This window comes from Staphylococcus sp. LCT-H4, assembly GCF_001866145.1.
Lineage (GTDB): Bacteria > Bacillota > Bacilli > Staphylococcales > Staphylococcaceae > Staphylococcus > Staphylococcus succinus.
In genome coordinates this window covers 1-21,076 of record NZ_MODY01000005.1, presented here as the reverse complement: position 1 = coordinate 21,076, position 21,076 = coordinate 1, and the positions used below count along the sequence as shown (strand labels likewise).

Sequence of the window (21,076 nt, the reverse complement as noted above, 5' to 3'; positions counted from 1 at the left end):
TATGTATTTTTTATGTTTTTCTGAACTATTGTGATTGTATCATAGATTTAAACTTACTATGAAAGTATATATTGAGATTTTAATAACTTATGCTGTCCTTGATGATATCACCACACTCATATGACGGTTTCTTACATTAGTTTCGCCCAACCTCATATATACAAATTACAATAATATATTTGTTAAATTGTTTTTGATTAGTTTTTAAATTGTTTTTAAATTTATCTTGCCAAATGATTACTTCAAATAGTATAATGACAAAAGAGTTACGGAAACGTGCTCTACTCGTGTTACATATAAGGTAATTACATGATGAATTATACACTTGAAAAAGGTTAAGTACTTTTTCAAAAATATAAAATTTGCTATTAAGTCCAAACTCCGGAAAAGTTTGGGCTTTTTTAATTTGCTGTGCTCCCATTTAACTCCATTGCAGCACTTAGTTTCAACCCAAGCTAACATACTTTAACTATACAATTATAAAAATGCCATTTCAATTTATATTTTGAAATGGCATTTTATTATTGTATTACTGCTCTTTAAAATTTGCTAAAATTGTTACTTTGACTTCTAGCAAATGAGATTGCATAGCCTTAACAGCACGTTTACTATCTTGCTCAAGAATAGCATTATAAATAGCTACATGTTCTTCATGTAATCTATGCATTGTTTTTTGAGCACTATAGATAAATATTTTACGTGTTTCTTCCATAGAATCTTTCATCAGTCCTGAAATATTATTTAACAATTCAACTAATAGGGAATTTTGCGCTGCTTTAGCAATTAATAAATGAAACCTTAAGTCTGCCTTTTCACCTGAAGTCCCATCTGTGACAGCCTCTCCCATTTCATTTAATGCTTCTTCCAGCCTCTTTAAATCCTCTTCACTTCGATTTATGGCAGCCTTTTCAACTGTAGAACTTTCTACAATTTCTCTTAACTCTAGTAGTTCTTTAATTTGTACTACGGAATTAAATTTATCACCTAATTCAAAGAATTTAGGTTCAATTTGTTTGATAAACGTTCCATATCCTTGCTTTAACTCAATAACCCCTATTGTTCGTAGCGCATTCAACGCCTCCCTAATCGATGCCACGCTTACCCCATAAGTCTGAGCTAACTTTTGAATAGAAGGTAATTTATCTCCTACCTTGTACTCACCTGACTTAATACTTTCTAATATAATATCTGCAACTTGTTCATAAATTTTTTTGTTTGAAATTTTCATGATTACCTCCAAACGATATGTACTATTGTATCAAATTTATACCATTATTTTATTGTAAAAGTCATATATATTAAAAAAGAGCCAATTTACATACAAATGTAAATTGGCTCTTAAATAAGTTTCACTTACTTATTTTGTAAAGTTAGTTAAAGCACTAGTGATTTCTTCTTCTCCACTAATGATTTGAAACTCTGTGTTAAGCAAATAATCTGTAGTAACTACTTCTTTGAGTACTGTCGCTACATCTTCTCGTGGAATAGTGCCTCGTCCTTCAAAAAACGCTCCCACTTCAATTTTATTCGTACCCGCTTCATCTGTTAAGCCGCCTGGATGCACAATTGTGTATGGTATATTAGCTTGTTTTAAGTATTCATCGGCATAGTGTTTTGCAATCGTATATGGTTTTAAATCTCCGCTTGCATCAAATGCTTCTCTTCTAGAATCATAAGTTGAAACCATCACATATTGTTTCACATGATTTGCTTCACTTGCTTTGATAGATTTAATTGCACCATCTAAATCTACACTGATTGTTTTATCTGCACCAGTACTTCCACCTGATCCTACTGAAAAGATCACTTTATCATAGCCTTTAATTTTTTCTGTAAGTGTAGCTAAATCATCAGCTTCTACATCAATTAAAGTAGCTTCAATACCTTTATCTTTTAAAGATTTGACTTGTTCTTCTTTTCTCACACCTGCAGTGAAAGATTCATTGCTATCTTTTAATTGATTTACTAAATGCTGGCCAACGCCACCATTGGCTCCAATAACTAAAATACTCATAAAATTTTACCTCCTTAATAATATTGATATTTAAAGTTTACCACTTTTATAGGATATTCAAACCAAAGTGCTCGTATATACAATCTCATAGCTTAATTTGACAATTTCCGCCCTACATATTAATATATGAATAAATGTTCATATATTAATATGTAGGGGGTCTCGATATGGATGATTCATTTGATCAACAAACGATTGATAGCGTAACTGAAATTTTCAAGGCTTTAAGCGACGGGAATCGTATCCGAATTATGCATTTATTATCACATGGAGAATGTAGTGTTGGTCATATTGCACACACTTTGGATATTAGTCAATCTAACGTTTCACATCAATTGCGTTTATTAAAGCAAGCCCATTTAGTTAAGTCAAAACGTGACGGACAATCTATGATTTATACTTTAGATGACACACATGTAACAACTTTGTTAAAACAAGCGATACATCACGCCACTCATAAATAAGCTAAGAAAGGTGGTTTTTCGTATGACTGAAAAACACAACCATAATCATGGTCATGTACACACAAATAACAAAAAAATATTACTAATTAGTTTCTTAATCATAGGTATATTCATGATTGTTGAAATTATCGGCGGCTTTGTTGCCAACAGTTTAGCATTGTTATCTGATGGTTTACACATGTTTAGCGATACAATTTCATTAGGCGTTGCTCTGCTTGCTTTTATATATGCCGAAAAGCATGCAACGCAATCTAAAACATTTGGTTATAAAAGATTTGAAATACTTGCCGCGCTATTTAATGGCATTACTTTATTCGTTATAGGGGTTGTCATAATTGTAGAAGCTATTGGACGTTTCTTTACACCAGAAGATGTTAAGTCCACAGAAATGTTCATCATTAGTCTTCTTGGACTTATTATAAATATTATAGTTGCCGCTTTAATGTTTAAAGGCGGAGATACCTCTCATAATATTAATATGCGAGGTGCCTTCCTTCACGTTATGGGTGACTTATTAGGTTCAGTGGGTGCAATTATTGCTGCTTTACTCATTTGGGGATTTAATTTTACAATTGCTGATCCTATAGCAAGTATCATTGTTTCTATTCTAATTATAAAAAGTAGTTGGGGTATCACAAAATCTTCTTTAAATATATTAATGGAAGGTACACCAAGTGACGTCAATTTGTCTAAAGTCATTTCTACAATTATTGATGAGCCCCAGGTTGAAAATGTACATGATTGCCATATATGGACAATATCAAATGAAATGAACGCCTTAAGCTGTCATGCTGTTGTAGCTGATACTATGTCTATCCAAGAGGGCGAAGTGCTCTTAAATCGACTAGAGCATAAGTTAGAACATTTAAATATTCAACATATGACCATCCAATTAGAAACAAACGCACATCAGCATGATAATGCAACATTATGTTCATCTATTGATAAAGGTTCTGATGTACATGCCCATGTCCATTAACCTTTTTATTCTAAATCTTAAACAACTAAGCACCGTATCATCTAAAGTAAATGATACGGTGCTTAGTTTAGTTTTAACAGTTTTCTGTTATAAAAATTTATCAAATATGAGCTCTTTCGCTGGTACTTGTTTCTCATTAAATCCTCTTATGAATTCTTCATTATCATAAGGTACTTTCACACGTTCAAATGAAAATTCATCTTCCTCAATTGTTACAATGCCATACACTGCATATGCGCCATTATTTAATCCTACTGATCCAGGATTGAAATAAACAGTTGATTTGTCATCATATAAATGTACAGTATGATTATGTCCAAATACAATTAAATCCGCATTTTTATCAGCAAATAACGCTTTAACATTTTCTTCACTTGGCTCAACAATTGGACTAAATGGTTGCCCATCAATTGGTGTCTCTAATTTCTCATTAGGAATTTCGTAGTGAATAAATAATATTTTTTTATTATTCAATGTCAGCTCCATGACACGTGATAAGCCATTTAATCTATCATAATAATCTTCATCTAAATGACTTTCAATCCATTGATGATGTTCATAGAATTTATCTTTTAAATCTTCTGGATAGGGTGTTTCATTGACGAGCGACATCACTGCTTCATCATGGTTACCTGCTATAATTTCCATATCATCTCTATCAAAGATAGCATCCAGTACTTTGTTCGTTTCATGTCCGACTCCAATATTATCGCCTAAGTTATAAATTTTATCGATTTTTTCTCTTCTATCAATATCATCTAAAACTGATTCTAAGGCATCAAAATTTCCGTGGACATCAGTAATTATTGCAAATTTCATGATGATATCTCCTTTCAACTTGAGTTCATTCCGATATTTTAACATTTTATTGCTGTTTTGTTACCTATTAATTTTAAAATCTTTAATTTTCTGATATCGTAATCTTATCACTAAAAAGGAGTGCTTAAAATTTGTTTAAATTTCATAAACTAGCTTTACAAAATGCTAAACCACAACATGCTAAAATTTTACTTTTTACAATAGTAAGTTTTGTCATATTATTTGCTTTAACTATATTGACGTTTATGCCAGTTCAACCAGCGCTATATAAATTCGCTATGGCTATGGCTATGCAACAATCAATCGTAGGTTCAATATTTATATTAATCCTAACATTACTTGTTCCATTATTGTTCTTTGTATTTATTGGCTATCCATTAATATCAGGAACTATCTACACTATAGACAAAGCAATAAATAAAGACAAGGTAAACTTTAAAGATTTATTTTCAACATTTAAAAAAGGAAAATATGCTAAAAGCTTAAAACTATCTTTATTCGCCTTAATATTTATAATCCTTCTATTAGTAGTTAATATATTATTATCTAAATTACTAAATCTAGGTATTGCTCAATTATTTGGTGCGTTACAAGGTCCTTTAAGTAGTTCTGATCATGCGCTTGGCATTTCATTGACATTACAAATTATTGCAGCAACTTTAGTCGTGTTTATTCAATCATTTATTTATTGGTTTATTACTATTTTAATTATCAACTTCACATTAGCATTCATTAAAGACCCTAATAAAGGTGCTTGGGGATGTATCAAACGTGGATTTAAAGGTATTAAAAATGGTAGAAAAACATGGTTCAAATTCTTCATTGGATTATTGTTATTAAATTTACTTGTAATTATTCTTGCTAATCCAGTAAGTCAACTGATTTCAATTGGCACTGGTAGCATTTCACAAAAAGTTGCATTAACAATCATCTACATTGTAAGTGTGCTTGTTGTACTCATTAGATTAGCTGTTTACTATACAAATATGTTAGCTATCATTCAATATTATAATAACGATGGTGAACCTATCACATCTACTGAAAACAAAAAAGATAAAAAAACAGATCAATCCGAACAACAATCAAAAGTTAAAAACAGTGTTTCAAATCAAACTGAAAAGTCAGATTTGAATAATAAAAAAGAAGATGTACAAAATAATGTTAAATCTAATTTAAATGATAAAAATGATGATGTACAAAACAAATCTTCAGAATTAAAAGATCAATTTAATAAATCAGATAAATAACCTGTTCATTTTATAAAAGCCAATGTAGCTCATAGAATAGCTACATTGGCTTTTTGTAATATGTTGGATAATTATACCTTTTATGATTAATGGTTCAATTTAGCAGCTTCTCTATCGATTATAAACGTATTTCATATCATACTTTATATTAATCAATAGAAATCTTCTTAAAAAATATTGTCTAAATAATAAAAGCCAAGTCACAATAGGTTAACTGTAACACTGTAACTTGGCTTAATTTCTTAATTTTTAAATTAACTACACTAAAATACTTAGTTATTTATAAAATGTTCACTTAAGTATGCTGCAGCACCATTTTCTTCATTTGTTAATGAAGTAACATCTTTGGCTAATGCTTGTATTTCGGGTCTTGCATTCTTCATAGCAACCGTATAATGACCAAATGCAAACATCGCTCTATCATTATCGCTGTCACCAATAACTAATGTTTCTTCTTGTCGAATGCCAAAATGTTCTATCATTTCTTTTATACCAGTACCTTTGTCTACTTCAAATGCCATTGTTTCAGCGTTGAAGCGTGATGAATTAGAAACACTTATGTGTAGTGCCACTTCATCTTCGATTAATTGATTACGAAAATTTGTAATCTTATCATAGTCTGGTGAAAATAAATATATTTTAGAAAAAGTACTATCGGGTATGCTATCTTCCCAATCAACTTTTTTCACAATAGATTCTTTTCTTGAAGTCCATTCGCTCTCACCAACTTTTCCAGGTGGTGTATTAGCTTCAAATAGTTCTTCAGCCCATGCTTTATCTTCTTTAAGTACAATACGCTGTCTATCAAAGGGAAATACCTCATAATAAATTGCTTGTTGTTTTGCACGTTTCACGATTTCAAGCACTGTATTATAAGATAAACTATGCTTAAATATCGTTTCTTCTTCAACTACACCTAATGTACCATTTGAACTAATAATACCATCTACTTCAAAAGACTCAGGTACTAAATAATGTATTTCATCATGCGCTCTTCCAGTAGCTAAGAATACTTTATAACCCTGATTTCTCAACTGACTGATGACTTTTACTGTCTCTATATCTACACGGTTATCTTTATGTAAAATTGTACCGTCCATATCTAAAAATATTGCTTTAACATTATCCATTTCTATAAGTCCCCCATCACATATTATCGTATTAAATTATTGCACTATCTTTTCATTTCTGCAATGCACTATTCCTGTAAAAATAATGAATAACGTTGATTTTGATTATTAACATATACATTTCTATTGAAAAATTCACTCAATGTATTACTATTAAGGACTGAAGTTAAATCCCCTTGCTTATAACAGCTACCATCTTTTAATAAAAAACCTTTTTGGATACTACATGTTATTTCTTCTACAAAATGGGTAACATAAATCACTGCTAGTTGTGGATTTTGTTTATAAAGTGAATCTAACGCATTTAATAAATCTTCACGCGCAATAAAATCTAATCCTGAAGCCGGTTCATCTAAAATAAGTAATTGTGGGCTACCCATCAACGCTCTTGCTATAAGTACTTTTTGCCTTTCTCCTGTAGATAAATAGCCATAATATTGATTTTCAAAATCTGACATACCCATTTGTGCCAAATACTTTTTAGCCATATCTATATATGATTGATGCACTTCTTGGAAAATACCTATAGACTTAAATATGCCACTTATAACTACATCTATCACGATTTCCCCATCTTGAAATCGGTCCATTAAACTATTCGACACAAATCCTATTTGCGCGCGTACATTATCCGCAGAATAGCCCTTTTTACCTGGTTGCATTCCAAATAATGTAAGTTCACCTGAAGTATGAGGTTCATATGCATTTAAAATATTAAGCAATGTCGTTTTACCAGCACCGTTTAACCCATATAACATCCACTTATCACCTTTATTGACTTGCCAACTTACATTTTTAATTATTTCTTTCCCTTGCTTTCTTCTAGCAATATGCTTTAAATCAATAAGCATCCATATTCCCCTTTTCCTAACTGTACTTGCACGATATTTTCTATTTATCTTCTCTCATGATATTTTCAATCGCCTTGCCTTTTGCTAATTCATCAATTATTTTATCTAAATAACGAATTTCTTTCATAACTGATGCTTCCATATCTTCTACCCGAACACCACAAATGACACCAGTGATTTTATTTCTATCTGGATTTAACTGTGGCGCTTTCACAATAAATGTTTCATAGTCTGTATCATCTTCTAACATTTGATCTATCTGTTTTTGGGAATATCCAGTCATCCATCGAATTAATAAATCTGCTTCTGCTTTGGTTCTTCCCTTTTTCTCAACTTTAGTTATAAGATGAGGATACACGGACCTGAACGCCATTGTATATACTTTGGGTTTAGTCACTATCATTTCCCCTTTATCTTCCATAAGACCTATAATATAATAATTTAAGCATAATAGAATCTTTTGTCATTTGAAAATAATTTGTCTAAGCATTATACAGCTATATCTTCATCTTAGTAAATAGAATATATACTAAAAAACAGGCGTTAGATATGAACTGTCATATCCAACACCTGTTACAAAATAGATTTATTCTACAGTAACTGATTTTGCCAAGTTACGTGGTTTATCCACATCTAAATCTCTGTGTAATGAAGCATAATAAGCAATTAATTGTGTTGTGACAACTGACACTAACGGTGTTAATAACTCATGTACATGTGGAATTACATAAGTGTCGCCCTCTTTGTTAAGTCCATCCATTGAAATAATACAAGGGTTTGCACCACGTGCCACAACTTCTTTCACGTTACCTCTGATTGAAAGATTAACATTTTTTTGTGTCGCTAAAGCAATGATTGGTGTACCTTCTTCAATAAGCGCGATTGTACCGTGTTTCAATTCACCACCAGCAAATCCTTCTGCTTGAATGTATGAGATTTCTTTGAGTTTTAATGCGCCTTCTAAACTCACATTATAATCCATTGTTCTACCGATAAAGAATGCGTTACGTGTTGTTGCTAAGAAATCAGTAGCTATTTGTTCCATAATGTCTGCATCATCAACAATAGCTTCAATTGCTGTAGTTACCTTTGCTAATTCTGGTAATAAATCAATATTTGCTTCTCTACCGTGCTCTTGTGCAACGATTTGTGAAAGTATTGATAATACCGCAATTTGTGCTGTATAAGCTTTAGTAGAAGCTACAGCAATTTCAGGACCTGCATGTAACAATAATGTATGATTAGCTTCACGAGAAAGTGTAGAGCCAGCCACATTAGTAATAGTTAGTGATTTATGACCTAATTTATTAGTTTCTACCAATACTGCACGACTGTCTGCAGTCTCACCTGATTGTGAAATATAAATGAATAAAGGCTTTTCTGAAAGTAACGGCATATTATAGACAAACTCTGAGGCTACATGTACTTCTGTAGGAACACCAGCCCATTTCTCAATAAACTCTCTGCCTACTAAACCTGCATGATAACTTGTTCCAGCTGCAACAATATAAATACGATCTGCTTCTGCTACATCCTTAATAATATCCGCATCCATCTTCAAGTTACCATCTTCATCTTGATATTCTTGAATGATTCTACGCATTACTGCAGGCTGCTCATGAATCTCTTTAAGCATATAGTGATCATAGACACCTTTTTCAGTATCAGAAGCATCAATTTGCGCTGTATAAGCATCTCTTTCTTGAACACTGCCATCTTGAGCCTTAATGATAACTTCATCACGTTTAACGATAACAATCTCATGATCATGGATTTCTTTATATCTATTAGTTACTTGTAACATCGCAATTGCATCTGAAGCAATAACATTGAAATCATCACCAACACCAATTAATAGAGGCGATTTATTTTTAGCCACGAAGATTGTATCTCGATCAGCACTATCGATTAAACCAAGCGCATATGAACCTTCCAATAATGATACTACTTTTGTAAATGCTTCTTCAGTTGGAAGTCCTTCATTTGAAAAATATTCGACCAATTGTACAATAACTTCTGTATCAGTTTCTGATTGGAATGCAATTTCACTCAAATATTCATTTCTTAGTTCTTCATAGTTTTCAATTACACCGTTATGTACAAGTGTAAAACGATTTGAAGATGATTGATGTGGGTGTGAATTTTCATAGTTTGGAACACCATGTGTTGCCCAACGTGTATGACCGATGCCTACACTGCCATCTGTTGCATCACTATCAGCAACTTTTCTAAGCTCAGCAATACGACCTTTTGCTTTAAATACAGATGTACCTTCATCATTGACTACTGCTACACCAGCTGAATCATAGCCTCTGTACTCTAATTTCTCTAAACCTTTTAATAATAATTCTTTAGCATTATCATGCCCGATATATCCAACAATTCCACACATTTATAATTTCCTCCAATGTTATGGTGATTGGGTTTCTACGTTCAGCGTAAACGAACTTGTTTTTAAATAGCATAGCCCTATTTTAGACAGACCGCTTCCTATTGTTAAGTAATAGGAAAGTCCTGTCTAAAAAAGCATGCAGCTATCCCTCTCACCTTATAATAGTATTTTTATTTAATTATTGGCTATCTTATTAACTTTGTGCACTAGGTTGCCCCAATGTTTTCCTTAATAAGCTCTCGAATGAGCCACATCCGGGATAGCATCCGCCGATGGTTCGATAACTATCCTCCTCGTCTACAAGCTTCGATATGATGTCTATTAAGATTTCTGTTATAAACCTTAAATTTTAAACATATAACCTCTTCACTTGTACAGGCGCTTTAATTGAACTCGCTTGTTAATTAACCTCCCTTCCTTCAATACAACCCATTGTACAATGTTTAATATATCTATTGCAAATAATATATTAATTTCGTGTTCATAATCTTTTAAAATTTTTACTATCGTATATATTATGCAAAATATTAATTCTTTTCGGTCACTATAGTCATAAACTTGTCAAAAACATTGTGACAAAATTGAAATTACTTTAAGTTGTTAAATTAGATGAACAACCATACAATGAAGTTACAAATAAAAGAGAAAAAGAGGTGCAAATTATGTCACAAACTCAAACTGAAGAAAAAAACGGTATTGGACGTAAAGTTCAAGCATTCGGCTCTTTCCTAAGTAGTATGATTATGCCAAACATCGGCGCTTTTATCGCATGGGGATTTATTGCAGCGATATTTATTGATGGTGGTTGGTGGCCAAACAAAGATTTAAGTGAGTTAGCTGGACCAATGATCACTTACTTAATTCCATTACTTATCGCATACAGTGGTGGTCGCCTTATACATGAAATGCGCGGTGGTATTATTGCTGCTGTAGCAACAATGGGTGTTATCGTTGCCTTACCAGATACCCCAATGTTACTTGGTGCAATGATCATGGGACCACTTGTAGGGTGGCTAATGAAAAAAGTCGATGGCTTTATTCAACCAAGAACGCCTCAAGGCTTTGAAATGCTATTCAATAATTTCTCAGCTGGTATTTTAGGTTTTATCATGACAATTATTGGATTTAAAGTTTTAGCACCAATAATGGAATTTATTATGCATATCTTATCCGTAGCTGTTGAGGCTTTGGTACATGCGCATTTACTTCCATTAGTCAGTATCATTGTTGAACCAGCAAAAATCGTATTCTTAAACAATGCGATTAACCATGGTGTGTTTACCCCGCTCGGTGCTGATCAAGCAGCTTCAGCAGGTCAATCTATTTTATATACAATCGAATCAAATCCTGGACCTGGTTTAGGTATCTTAGTAGCTTATATGATTTTTGGTAAAGGGACTGCCAAGGCAACATCATACGGCGCTGGTATCATACACTTCTTAGGTGGTATTCATGAGATTTACTTCCCTTATGTGTTAATGCGCCCGCTATTATTCATTGCTGTAATCATAGGTGGTATGACAGGTGTTGCTACATTTTCACTTTTTGACTTTGGATTCAAGAGCCCTGCCTCACCAGGGTCTTTCATAGTTTATATTCTTAATGCCCCTAAAGGAGAGTTTTTCCACATGATTTTAGGTGTATTATTAGCGGCTCTCGTTTCATTTATAGTTGCTGCTATTATCCTAAAATTCACAAAAGAACCCGAAGAAGATTTAGAAGCGGCTACTGAGAAGATGGAAGCAACAAAGGGTAAAAAATCAAGTGTAGCTTCTAAGTTATCAGGGAAAGAAGATAGTAAAGCTACAACAACTGCTGGCGCGACTACAGGCACAGCTACCGATGAAACTTCAAATAGCGATGCAAATAATGATGCAGACATATTAAATGATTATGATACAGAAAATGTCCATGCGCATGATTATAGTAAAGTAAATCATGTGATATTCGCATGTGATGCAGGTATGGGATCTAGTGCTATGGGTGCAAGTATGTTACGCAATAAATTTAAAAAAGCAGGCATACAAGATGTAAATGTGACTAATACAGCAATTAATCAATTACCAAGTGATGCTCAACTTGTTATCACACAGAAAAAACTAACAGATAGAGCAATCAAACAAGTTCCAAGTGCAATTCATATCTCTGTTGATAATTTCTTGAATTCACCAAGATATGACGAACTATTAGAAAATCTAAAAAATGAAGAAAATTAATTTACATTAAAATAGAACGATACGGGAGGGTCCGGCTATGTTTTTGAGTACACGTGAAAAAGAAATTATCGAAATGTTAATTAAGTATCACGGTCAATATGTCAAAATTTATGACATTGCTCAATACTTAGCTGTATCCTCTCGTACTATTCATAGGGAATTAAAATCTATCGAGTCTTATATTAATTCATTTAATATCAAATTAGAACGCGTAACAAAAAAAGGCATACAATTTGATGGAGATGAACAAGCTATTACTGCACTCAAAAATATGCTGCTCAAGCAAAATACAATTGACTTATCTCATGAAGAACAAAAAGTAATTATTTTATATGGTTTAATTCAAGCTAAAGAACCGATTAAACAATATGGCTTGGCACAGGAAATTGGTGTATCTACACAAACATTAGCTAAATTACTAGATGAATTAGATTATGAGCTCGACCAATATCAATTGCAGCTTCATAAAAAACGTGGTGAAGGCATTCGTTTGGAAGGAACTGAGTCAAAAAAACGTGAGTTATTAAGTCAACTTATGGTTAATAATTTAAATAGTACAAGTGTTTATTCTGTTATTGAAAATCATTTTGTGTATCAGTCCTTAAATCACTCTCAATTATCTATGGTGGATATGGACAAAATTTTCCAAGTCGAGCGCATACTTATGGATCACTTAGGCCAGCTTCCATACGCATTAACTGAATCAAGTTATCTCACTTTGACTGTCCACATCGTCTTAAGTATCGATCGTATGTTAAATGGTGAGTATGTCTCTATTAGTGAGGATATCTATAATAGTGTTAAAGATTCATTTGAACATGAAGTTGCACATGCTTTAGCTATACATTTAGAAGACATCTATGATGTTCAATTTAATCAAGCTGAAGTTACTTTCATTACCATTCACTTACGTGGCGCCAAACGAAAAGAGTCTGACGATATATTTAAGGATGAGAAAGATGAGAAAGATGAGAAAGATGAAAAAGATGAAAATAAAATCAATCAGTTCACACAATTTGTTATTAACAATTCATCTCATAAATTTAACGATTTAGAAACCTTAACAGAAGGTTTAAGACTCCATATTATTCCGGCAATTAATCGTTTGAACGCTAATATTGAAACATATAATCCATTAACAGAAATGATTAAGTATAAATACCCTAGCCTTTTCGAAAGTGTCCACCAAGGTCTCATTCAGACTTGGCCGAACTTTGTTTTCCCAGATAGTGAAATTGCTTTTATCGTCTTGCATTTTGGGGGTGCAATTCAAAGTCAAAGTACAAACAACTATAAAGTATTAGTTGTTTGTAGTAGTGGTATTGGCACAAGTCGTCTACTCGCTACACGATTACAACAAACATTCAGCGAAATACAACATCCTAAACAAGCATCTGTAGGTGACTTAATTGAAATTGATACATCACAATACGATGCTATTATTTCAACCGTTGATTTAGACATAACTGTTCCCTATCTAACTGTGAACCCTTTATTGCCAGATTCAGATATTAACCATGTAGCTGCATTTTTAAATATGCGTAAAGATTCAATAGCAACGACAGGTTCAGAAATTGAAAATATCAAACAACATATTAAAGCTCCTGAGGATCAACTTAAATACATTAGAAAAGGTTTAGAACTTATAGATTCTGTATATATTGATTATACGAGTATATCTGACTTGTCCAATTATTTAACTGACAAACTTATATCATATGAAATCATTCATCATCACTCGTCATTCGCTGAACTTATTAAAGATTGTATAGATAAACAAGGTTTTGTCCTAGAACCTTATCCGATAGCTATACCTCATTTAAAGCATGAAATCATTCAAAAACCTATTATTTTAATTACTATTTTGAATGAACCCATCTTGCTTAAAAGTAATCAAAATGACAATCAATCGATAAAATATTTGTTGAATATGTTTATACCCCCTGATGATTATTTGGCTAGTCTTGTCAGTGATATATCTGGAGACATGGTAGAACATTTAAAGCAAATTGATGAATTTATGAAACACCCTGAACAACTAAAAGATATGTTGAAACAGCATTATCTAATACATTTAAAAAATCAATTAAACATGGAGTGAAGAAAAATGAGCGAATTATTCAGTAATGAAAATATATTTATTAACCAAAAAGTTGGAACACAAAACGAAGCAATCGAAAAAGCAGGACAAGCTTTAGTATCAAGTGGTGCTGTGACAGAAGCATATATTCAAGCAATGAAAGACCGTGAAGAAATAGTGACTACATTTATGGGCAATGGCTTAGCTATCCCACATGGTACTGATGAAGCTAAAACAAGTGTATTAAAATCTGGACTTACTTTAATCCAAATACCTGAAGGCGTTGACTGGGACGGCGAAGAAGTGAAAGTTGTTGTAGGTATTGCTGGTAAAGATGGTGAGCATTTGGATTTACTTTCACAAATCGCAATCACTTTTAGCGAAGAAGAAAATGTAGAGCGTATCGTAAATGCTTCGTCTGCTGAAGAAATTAAACAAGTCTTTGAGGAGGCTGATGCATAATGAAAGCATTACACTTTGGTGCTGGAAATATTGGTCGAGGTTTTATTGGTTATATATTAGCTGACAACAATGTGAAAGTAACTTTTGCAGATGTTAATACCGATATTATTAATAAATTAGATGAAGTACATGAATATGACGTTATTTTAGCTGATGAAGCACATACAACAACACGTGTACACAATGTTGATGCCATTAATTCAGCAGCGCCTTCTGATAGCTTGAGACAAGCTGTGTTAGAGGCTGATTTAATTACAACTGCTGTGGGCGTTAATATTTTACCAATTATCGCTAAATCTTTTGCTTCCTATTTAAAAGAAAAGGAAACACCTGTAAATATAGTTGCATGTGAAAATGCAATTATGGCAACTAACACTTTGAAAAAAGCAATTTTAGATTTAACTGGGCCTCTCGGTGATCATATTCATTTTGCCAATTCAGCTGTTGATCGAATCGTTCCATTACAAACAAATGAAAATATTTTAGATGTAATGGTTGAACCTTTCTATGAATGGGTGGTTGAAAAAGATGCATGGTTCGGTCCAGAATTAAATCACATTAAGTATGTTGATAATTTAACGCCTTACATTGAAAGAAAACTTTTAACCGTAAATACAGGACATGCTTACCTTGCCTATGCAGGAAGCTATCATAATCAAACAACGATTTTAGAAGCAGTAAATGATGAAAATATCAGATATGGTTTACAAAATGTATTAAATGAAACAAGTCAGTACATCACAAGTGAGTTTAACTTTACAGAACAAGAGCAGGTACAATATGTCGAAAAAATTATTGATCGTTTTAAAAATGCCAACCTTTCTGATGAAGTGACGCGTGTAGGACGTGGTTCTATTCGTAAAATTGGTCCACAAGACCGTATTATTAAACCATTAAATTATTTATACAAAAACAACTTAAAACATGATGGCTTAGTAAAAGCAGCAGCATTATTATTGAAATATGATGATACAAATGATGAAGAAACTGTTGAAAAAAATAATTATATTAACGCTCATGGTGTCGAAGCATTCTTAAAAAATTACGCTAAGATAGATGATCAATTAGCGACTGAAATCGTTAAAGAATATAATGTACTATAACAAGTAAAAACCGAGAGATACTTAAATCTAAGTATCTCTCGGTTTTATTATGTTGCTGACGTATAATAATGCATTAATAAAATAAAAATAGCTACCGACAATGATACTTGATCGGTAGCTTATTCGTGTTAATCACTAAACACGTCTTATTATTCTAATCCCATTTTTTCTTGAACTACATCTGCAATCGTTTGTGCAAAACGTTGTGCATCTTCATCAGTTGCAGCTTCAACCATAACACGTACAAGTGGTTCTGTGCCTGAAGGTCTAACTAATATACGACCTTCTCCATTCATCTCTACTTCTACTTTTGTCATAGCTTCTTGTACATCTATATTTTCTTCAACACGATACTTATCTGTAACACGTACGTTGACCAATGATTGAGGATATTTTTTCATTTGACTTGCAAGTTGGCTTAATCGTTTACCAGTCATTTTGATTACACTGGCTAATTGAACACCTGTTAACAAGCCATCACCAGTAGTATTATAATCCATTAAAACAATATGTCCTGATTGTTCGCCACCTAAATTATAATTACCTCGTCTCATTTCTTCTACAACGTAGCGATCGCCCACTTTAGTTTTGTTTGACTGAATGTCTTCATTTTCTAAAGCTTTATAAAAACCTAAATTACTCATAACTGTAGAAACAATCATATTATCATTAAGTTCTTGGTTTTTTGACATTGCTTGACCGATAATAAACATGATTTGATCACCATCTACAATGTCGCCATTTTCATCAACAGCAATAAGTCTATCACCATCGCCATCAAACGCTAAGCCAAAATCACTCTCAGATTCAACGACTAATTTTGCTAATGTTTCAGGATGTGTTGAACCAACATTTTCATTTATATTATAACCATTTGGATTACATCCAACAGTAACTGTATCAGCTTCTAAATCACCGAATAAAAATGGTGCTAAAGATGAAGTTGAACCGTTGGCGCCATCTAGAGCAATCTTCATTCCATCTAAGTCAACATCAACTGTTGATTTTAGATAGCTAATATATTTTTGAGCACCTTCAAAATAATCAGAGTAATGAACAATATCTTCGCCTACTGGTCTAGGTAGTTCTGGATTCTCCTGATCTAATAGTGTTTCAATTTCTTGTTCTTGGTCATCTGATAATTTAAAACCATCTGAACCAAAAAATTTGATTCCATTATCTGCAACTGGGTTATGCGATGCAGATATCATGACACCTAGTTCAGCTTCCATCTCACGAGTTAAATAAGCAACACCTGGCGTAGAAATAATGCCTAAACGCATAACCTCTGCGCCAATTGAAATAAGCCCTGCAATTAATGCTGACTCTAACATTTCACCTGACACTCGTGTATCTCTACCTACTAGTACTTTAGGGTGATCTTCACCTTTATTATGTGCTAAAACATAGCCACCATAACGCCCTAATTTAAACGCAAGTTCTGGTGTTAATTCTTTATTTGCTATGCCCCTTACGCCATCTGTACCAAAATATTTTGCCATTATTTATGTCTCCTTTATTATAAGAAATCTACTTAATTGTAATCTTAGCATCTGTTGCTTTAGGTTCTACTTTAGATACTCCATCAGGTAATTTGAATTTTACATGTTTTTCAGTTGATTCAGTCACACCATCCAAATTAACTTCAGCTGTCAAAGAATCAATGTCATCTAAATCATCTCTATTACCATAAATTTCAACTTCTTCATTGTCTAAACTGACATTATCTAATTCTAGCCCATTTGATAAAGTACCTATAGTTTTCGGTTTCACTTTAACTTTTTTACTGTAATCTTCTACCTTAACACTCAAATTAACTTCTTCTGGTTGTACCGAAACATTAATTTTATTTAAGTTTCTATCAAAGGCTGTAATTTTTGCTACATCTGTAGTATCTTTAGAAATCTTACTTTTATTTTTATATGTTGCTTTTAAATAAGCTATATTATCAATTTGATCCTGACCACCTGTCACTTCAACAGAATCTGGTGAAACAGTTTGATCACCGACTTTAAAATCAGAATTCAAATCACTATTACTTACATCTGGTTCTACTTTCAATGTTTTATGAACTTTTTTTTCCAGGCTAACTGTGGTTTCTTTAGGTTTAACATTATAGTCAATATCTTCATTAAGACCATTAACTTGGAATTGAGCAGTGTGGTTCCCTGCTTTTTGTCCTCTGAGGTCTAATACTGCTTTAATATTTTCTCCATTTTCAGCTTTAAGCACCTGTGACTGTGGCCCAGATATTTCTACATCCACCTTATTAGGAACATCGCTCGCATATAAAGATTCATTGTTATACTTTACTTGAACAGGAACATCTTGAATGGTATCAGTTGATTTCTGTCCAAGGTGGTCAGCATCAAATATATTACCAAACATATTATTTGCTGATAAGAAAAATACAAGCGCTAATACAAGTGCAATTAATCTTAATCCCCATTTACTTTCTAACATTTTACTTCACACCTTTCTGATGAAAGTGTGTGCCAAACCAATGTTCAGCTAATAATTCTTCAAAAGCTTCGGTTGAAATATCTTTTCTTAATTTGCCATCAAATGTAACTGAGATTGAACCAGTTTCTTCTGATACAACTACCGTAAATGCATCTGATACTTCAGATATGCCAACTGCTGCTCTGTGTCTTGTACCTAAACTTTTAGCAATTTTTGCACTATCTGATAGTGGTAAATAACTTGCCGCACTTGCTATTTTATTCTCCTGAACAATCATCGCACCATCATGTAATGGGGTATTAGGTATAAATACGTTTGTTAATAGTTCTTGAGATATTTCTGAATTCATTGCAATACCTGTTTCAATGTAATCCTGTAATCCTGTTTCTTTTTCAAACACGATTAATGCTCCTATACGACGTTTAGCCATATATTGTACGGCTTTTGATACTGATGAAATAAGTTTGTCTTCATCACTATTTAAATTGGACGAATAACGTTTAAAAAGACTACCTCGTCCTAGTTGCTCTAATGCTCGTCTAATTTCTGGTTGGAATATAACGATTAAAGCTAAAACACCCCATTGGATCACTAAATCAAATAAACGGGATGTGGCTGTTAAATTTAACATTTTACTCACTTGTTGACCAATAACGATTACTACAATGCCTTTTAATAATTGAATGGCTTTTGTACCTTTAAAAACTGTGATGAGAAGATAAAGTACATACCATACTATGAGTAAGTCGAGTACACCGGCAATAATTTTCACTGTACTCCAGTTATCAAAAAAATTGGATAAATCCATAACATCTCCTCCGGTATTCTATTCCCATGCTATATATTATACCAATCATAACACTAACTGTCATATTTAGTATTGCTTTTCCCAGTAAAATTAATAAAACTGATACAGCTTACGCCATACCAGTTTTATCTATAATATTTTTATAAAAGTGTTTCTCCAAAAAAGCTGCCTACTAAACTTACTGCTTGTTCCGCTGTATGATTATTTTGGTCAATTAGTGGATTTACTTCAACGATATCCATTGAAGTAATTAAATTAGAGCTATGTAATAACTCTAAAGCGAAGTGACTTTCTCTATATGTTAATCCACCTAATACTCTCGTACCTGTCCCTGGTGTTTCTACTGGATCTAAACCATCGACATCTAAAGATAAATGAATACCATCTGTTTTATGTTCTAAATATTCAATTGTTTCTTCAATAATCTGTTGAATACCATAACGGTCTACATCAGCCATTGTATAGGTCTTAATATTATTTTCTTTTATGTAACGGCGTTCTCCTTCATCTAAATCCCTCATACCTATGAGCACTATATGTTCTGGTTTGACTTTAGGTGTATAATTCGAAATGTTTACAAGCTGTTCATCGCCGTCACCAGCTAACACACGTAATGGCATGCCATGAATATTACCGGATGGTGACTCTTCAGGTATATTCAAATCTCCATGGGCATCATACCAAATCACCCCTAGATTATCATAATGCTTGCTAACTCCAGAAATAGAACCAATGGCAATAGAATGATCTCCACCTAACGTTAATGGAAAATGATTTTTCTCTATGCTCTTTGATACTGCTTCACTTAAATTATTTGAAACTGTTATAATTTCTTCTAAATTACGTAATCCATTTTGTTCAGAATTAAATTTATCTAAATCAATCGTTGGTACCTCAATATTACCAGTATCTTCTACTGATAAACCAATTGCTCTAATACGCTCTACAAGTCCCGCATATCTTATTGCATCTGGTCCTAAATTGACACCAAGTTTTCGTTGACCATATGTAGAAGGCGCGCCAATAATTTCTATTTTCTTGTCCATGTTTAAAACCCCTTTGTCTTCGTGTGATACTAGAATAATCTAAACACATAGAAGATTCAAGCCAATTCATTAGCCAAACATCCTTATAAATTTTGCATTTTACATATTAAAACATAATAATGATTTATAATTCATAAAAACGAGCCATACTGCCTATTTTAAAGGTTTTTAGTCATATTTATGTATATAAAAATTTTTTATAATTTTCAGTTAATATCCCATTTACATATCAATTGAATTGACTATATTATAAATAAGTATACAAAAAAAGCATCCCTCAAAAGAGGAATGCAATAGANGTGCTCTACCAAGCTGAGCTACTTCCCGTACAAAATTCAGTTTAACTACATTAATTTTAATAATGNACTAGAATAATCTAAACACATAGAAGATTCAAGCCAATTCATTAGCCAAACATCCTTATAAATTTTGCATTTTACATATTAAAACATAATAATGATTTATAATTCATAAAAACGAGCCATACTGCCTATTTTAAAGGTTTTTAGTCATATTTATGTATATAAAAATTTTTTATAATTTTCAGTTAATATCCCATTTACATATCAATTGAATTGACTATATTATAAATAAGTATACAAAAAAAGCATCCCTCAAAAGAGGAATGCAATAGAGTGAGCCATAGAGGATTCGAACCTCTGACCCTCTGATTAAAAGTCAGATGCTCTACCAACTGAGCTAATGGCTCTAATGGCTGGGCTAGCTGGATTCGAACCAGCGCGTGACGGAGTCAAAGTCCGTTGCCTTACCGCTTGGCTATAGCCCATAAATGGTGGAGGGGGGCAGATTCGAACTGCCGAACCCGAAGGAGCGGATTTACAGTCCGCCGCGTTTAGCCACTTCGCTACCCCTCCGCGCTATTAAGTTAAAGATGGTGGAGGATGACGGGTTCGAACCGCCGACCCTCTGCTTGTAAGGCAGATGCTCTCCCAGCTGAGCTAATCCTCCAATATTGTATGACCCCGACGGGACTCGAACCCG

Annotated in this window: 18 protein-coding genes and 4 tRNA genes; 7 read left to right on the top strand and 15 right to left on the bottom strand. The window is 32.9% G+C overall.

Annotated elements, in window-relative coordinates; genetic code table 11:
• Positions 1-529 precede the first annotated feature (529 nt).
• Together BK821_RS11645 and BK821_RS11640 are read right to left on the bottom strand one after the other, a co-directional pair.
• Complete coding sequence (locus BK821_RS11645; RefSeq protein WP_046837842.1) at positions 530-1,228, bottom strand: FadR/GntR family transcriptional regulator; 699 nt, start codon at positions 1,226-1,228, stop codon at positions 530-532.
• Between the two features lie 129 nt (positions 1,229-1,357).
• Positions 1,358-2,014, bottom strand: a complete 657-nt coding sequence (locus BK821_RS11640) for an SDR family oxidoreductase (protein ID WP_046837843.1) — start codon at positions 2,012-2,014, stop codon at positions 1,358-1,360.
• Positions 2,015-2,181: 167 nt separating this feature from the next.
• On the opposite strand from BK821_RS11640, the gene BK821_RS11635 reads away from it, so the two are divergent.
• Positions 2,182-2,478, top strand: coding sequence for an ArsR/SmtB family transcription factor (locus BK821_RS11635; RefSeq protein WP_046837844.1), 297 nt, complete (start codon positions 2,182-2,184; stop codon positions 2,476-2,478).
• A 22-nt stretch (positions 2,479-2,500) separates the two neighbouring features.
• Positions 2,501-3,457, top strand: a complete 957-nt coding sequence (czrB, locus tag BK821_RS11630) for a CDF family zinc efflux transporter CzrB (RefSeq protein WP_071331701.1) — start codon at positions 2,501-2,503, stop codon at positions 3,455-3,457.
• Between the two features lie 87 nt (positions 3,458-3,544).
• Here czrB and BK821_RS11625 read toward each other — a convergent pair whose 3' ends face one another.
• Positions 3,545-4,276, bottom strand: coding sequence for a metallophosphoesterase family protein (locus BK821_RS11625; protein WP_046837846.1), 732 nt, complete (start codon positions 4,274-4,276; stop codon positions 3,545-3,547).
• A gap of 131 nt (positions 4,277-4,407) precedes the next feature.
• On the opposite strand from BK821_RS11625, the gene BK821_RS11620 reads away from it, so the two are divergent.
• Positions 4,408-5,523, top strand: coding sequence for a hypothetical protein (locus BK821_RS11620; protein WP_046837847.1), 1,116 nt, complete (start codon positions 4,408-4,410; stop codon positions 5,521-5,523).
• A gap of 272 nt (positions 5,524-5,795) precedes the next feature.
• Here the strand turns inward: BK821_RS11620 and BK821_RS11615 are convergent, their stop codons facing one another.
• The 4 genes from BK821_RS11615 to glmS all read right to left on the bottom strand — a co-directional run bounded on the left by BK821_RS11615 (position 5,796) and on the right by glmS (position 9,896).
• Positions 5,796-6,653: an HAD family hydrolase gene (locus BK821_RS11615; protein WP_046837848.1), complete on the bottom strand. Its 858-nt coding sequence runs from the start codon at positions 6,651-6,653 to the stop codon at positions 5,796-5,798.
• Between the two features lie 68 nt (positions 6,654-6,721).
• Positions 6,722-7,504, bottom strand: a complete 783-nt coding sequence (locus BK821_RS11610; protein WP_046837849.1) for an ABC transporter ATP-binding protein — start codon at positions 7,502-7,504, stop codon at positions 6,722-6,724.
• Positions 7,505-7,544: 40 nt separating this feature from the next.
• Entirely contained in the window at positions 7,545-7,901 is a 357-nt protein-coding gene (locus BK821_RS11605) for a DUF2200 domain-containing protein (RefSeq protein ID WP_046837850.1), read from the bottom strand.
• Positions 7,902-8,090: 189 nt separating this feature from the next.
• Complete coding sequence (gene glmS / locus BK821_RS11600) at positions 8,091-9,896, bottom strand: glutamine--fructose-6-phosphate transaminase (isomerizing) (protein ID WP_046837851.1); 1,806 nt, start codon at positions 9,894-9,896, stop codon at positions 8,091-8,093.
• Positions 9,897-10,558: 662 nt separating this feature from the next.
• Between glmS and BK821_RS11595 the strand changes: the two genes are divergently transcribed.
• From BK821_RS11595 to BK821_RS11580, 4 genes are read left to right on the top strand one after another with little or no spacing between them, the layout of a single operon-like run.
• Positions 10,559-12,112 carry a PTS mannitol transporter subunit IIBC gene (locus BK821_RS11595; RefSeq protein ID WP_071331700.1) on the top strand — a complete coding sequence of 518 codons (1,554 nt, stop codon included), beginning with the start codon at positions 10,559-10,561 and terminating at the stop codon, positions 12,110-12,112.
• 37 nt (positions 12,113-12,149) lie between these two features.
• On the top strand, positions 12,150-14,213 hold the full coding sequence (locus BK821_RS11590) for a BglG family transcription antiterminator (RefSeq protein ID WP_071331699.1): 2,064 nt from the start codon (positions 12,150-12,152) through the stop codon (positions 14,211-14,213).
• 6 nt (positions 14,214-14,219) lie between these two features.
• On the top strand, positions 14,220-14,654 hold the full coding sequence (locus tag BK821_RS11585; RefSeq protein WP_046837854.1) for a PTS mannitol transporter subunit IIA: 435 nt from the start codon (positions 14,220-14,222) through the stop codon (positions 14,652-14,654).
• The gene (locus BK821_RS11580) at positions 14,654-15,757 is read left to right on the top strand and encodes a mannitol-1-phosphate 5-dehydrogenase (RefSeq protein ID WP_046837855.1); all 1,104 of its coding nucleotides are present in this window, start codon (positions 14,654-14,656) and stop codon (positions 15,755-15,757) included. Before BK821_RS11585 ends, BK821_RS11580 begins: the two co-directional genes overlap by 1 nt.
• A gap of 149 nt (positions 15,758-15,906) precedes the next feature.
• On the opposite strand, the gene glmM is transcribed toward BK821_RS11580, so the two are convergent.
• The 8 genes from glmM to BK821_RS11540 form a co-directional block, all read right to left on the bottom strand.
• Complete coding sequence (glmM, locus tag BK821_RS11575) at positions 15,907-17,259, bottom strand: phosphoglucosamine mutase (RefSeq protein WP_046837856.1); 1,353 nt, start codon at positions 17,257-17,259, stop codon at positions 15,907-15,909.
• 28 nt (positions 17,260-17,287) lie between these two features.
• Positions 17,288-18,220, bottom strand: coding sequence for a CdaR family protein (locus BK821_RS11570; protein ID WP_046837857.1), 933 nt, complete (start codon positions 18,218-18,220; stop codon positions 17,288-17,290).
• A gap of 1 nt (position 18,221) precedes the next feature.
• Positions 18,222-19,028 (bottom strand): diadenylate cyclase CdaA, encoded by an 807-nt coding sequence (gene cdaA, locus BK821_RS11565; RefSeq protein ID WP_046837858.1) that lies wholly within the window; start codon positions 19,026-19,028, stop codon positions 18,222-18,224.
• 140 nt (positions 19,029-19,168) lie between these two features.
• Entirely contained in the window at positions 19,169-20,074 is a 906-nt protein-coding gene (gene rocF, locus BK821_RS11560; RefSeq protein WP_046837859.1) for an arginase, read from the bottom strand.
• Between the two features lie 636 nt (positions 20,075-20,710).
• A tRNA-Lys gene (locus BK821_RS11555) sits at positions 20,711-20,783 on the bottom strand.
• Positions 20,784-20,786: 3 nt separating this feature from the next.
• A tRNA-Gln gene (locus tag BK821_RS11550) sits at positions 20,787-20,861 on the bottom strand.
• A 4-nt stretch (positions 20,862-20,865) separates the two neighbouring features.
• Positions 20,866-20,949 (bottom strand) — tRNA-Tyr (locus tag BK821_RS11545).
• 18 nt (positions 20,950-20,967) lie between these two features.
• A tRNA-Val gene (locus BK821_RS11540) sits at positions 20,968-21,043 on the bottom strand.
• Between the last annotated feature and the right edge of the window lie 33 nt (positions 21,044-21,076).

What these genes read in the sequence shown, in the direction of transcription:
- BK821_RS11645 (WP_046837842.1), bottom strand. Translation starts at nt 1,228, where the DNA reads ATGAAAATTTCAAACAAAAAAATTTATGAACAAGTTGCAGATATTATA.
- BK821_RS11640 (WP_046837843.1), bottom strand. Translation starts at nt 2,014, where the DNA reads ATGAGTATTTTAGTTATTGGAGCCAATGGTGGCGTTGGCCAGCATTTA.
- BK821_RS11635 (WP_046837844.1), top strand. Translation starts at nt 2,182, where the DNA reads ATGGATGATTCATTTGATCAACAAACGATTGATAGCGTAACTGAAATT.
- czrB (WP_071331701.1), top strand. Translation starts at nt 2,501, where the DNA reads ATGACTGAAAAACACAACCATAATCATGGTCATGTACACACAAATAAC.
- BK821_RS11625 (WP_046837846.1), bottom strand. Translation starts at nt 4,276, where the DNA reads ATGAAATTTGCAATAATTACTGATGTCCACGGAAATTTTGATGCCTTA.
- BK821_RS11615 (WP_046837848.1), bottom strand. Translation starts at nt 6,653, where the DNA reads ATGGATAATGTTAAAGCAATATTTTTAGATATGGACGGTACAATTTTA.
- BK821_RS11610 (WP_046837849.1), bottom strand. Translation starts at nt 7,504, where the DNA reads ATGCTTATTGATTTAAAGCATATTGCTAGAAGAAAGCAAGGGAAAGAA.
- glmS (WP_046837851.1), bottom strand. Translation starts at nt 9,896, where the DNA reads ATGTGTGGAATTGTTGGATATATCGGGCATGATAATGCTAAAGAATTA.
- BK821_RS11595 (WP_071331700.1), top strand. Translation starts at nt 10,559, where the DNA reads ATGTCACAAACTCAAACTGAAGAAAAAAACGGTATTGGACGTAAAGTT.
- BK821_RS11590 (WP_071331699.1), top strand. Translation starts at nt 12,150, where the DNA reads ATGTTTTTGAGTACACGTGAAAAAGAAATTATCGAAATGTTAATTAAG.
- BK821_RS11585 (WP_046837854.1), top strand. Translation starts at nt 14,220, where the DNA reads ATGAGCGAATTATTCAGTAATGAAAATATATTTATTAACCAAAAAGTT.
- BK821_RS11580 (WP_046837855.1), top strand. Translation starts at nt 14,654, where the DNA reads ATGAAAGCATTACACTTTGGTGCTGGAAATATTGGTCGAGGTTTTATT.
- glmM (WP_046837856.1), bottom strand. Translation starts at nt 17,259, where the DNA reads ATGGCAAAATATTTTGGTACAGATGGCGTAAGGGGCATAGCAAATAAA.
- BK821_RS11570 (WP_046837857.1), bottom strand. Translation starts at nt 18,220, where the DNA reads ATGTTAGAAAGTAAATGGGGATTAAGATTAATTGCACTTGTATTAGCG.
- cdaA (WP_046837858.1), bottom strand. Translation starts at nt 19,028, where the DNA reads ATGGATTTATCCAATTTTTTTGATAACTGGAGTACAGTGAAAATTATT.
- rocF (WP_046837859.1), bottom strand. Translation starts at nt 20,074, where the DNA reads ATGGACAAGAAAATAGAAATTATTGGCGCGCCTTCTACATATGGTCAA.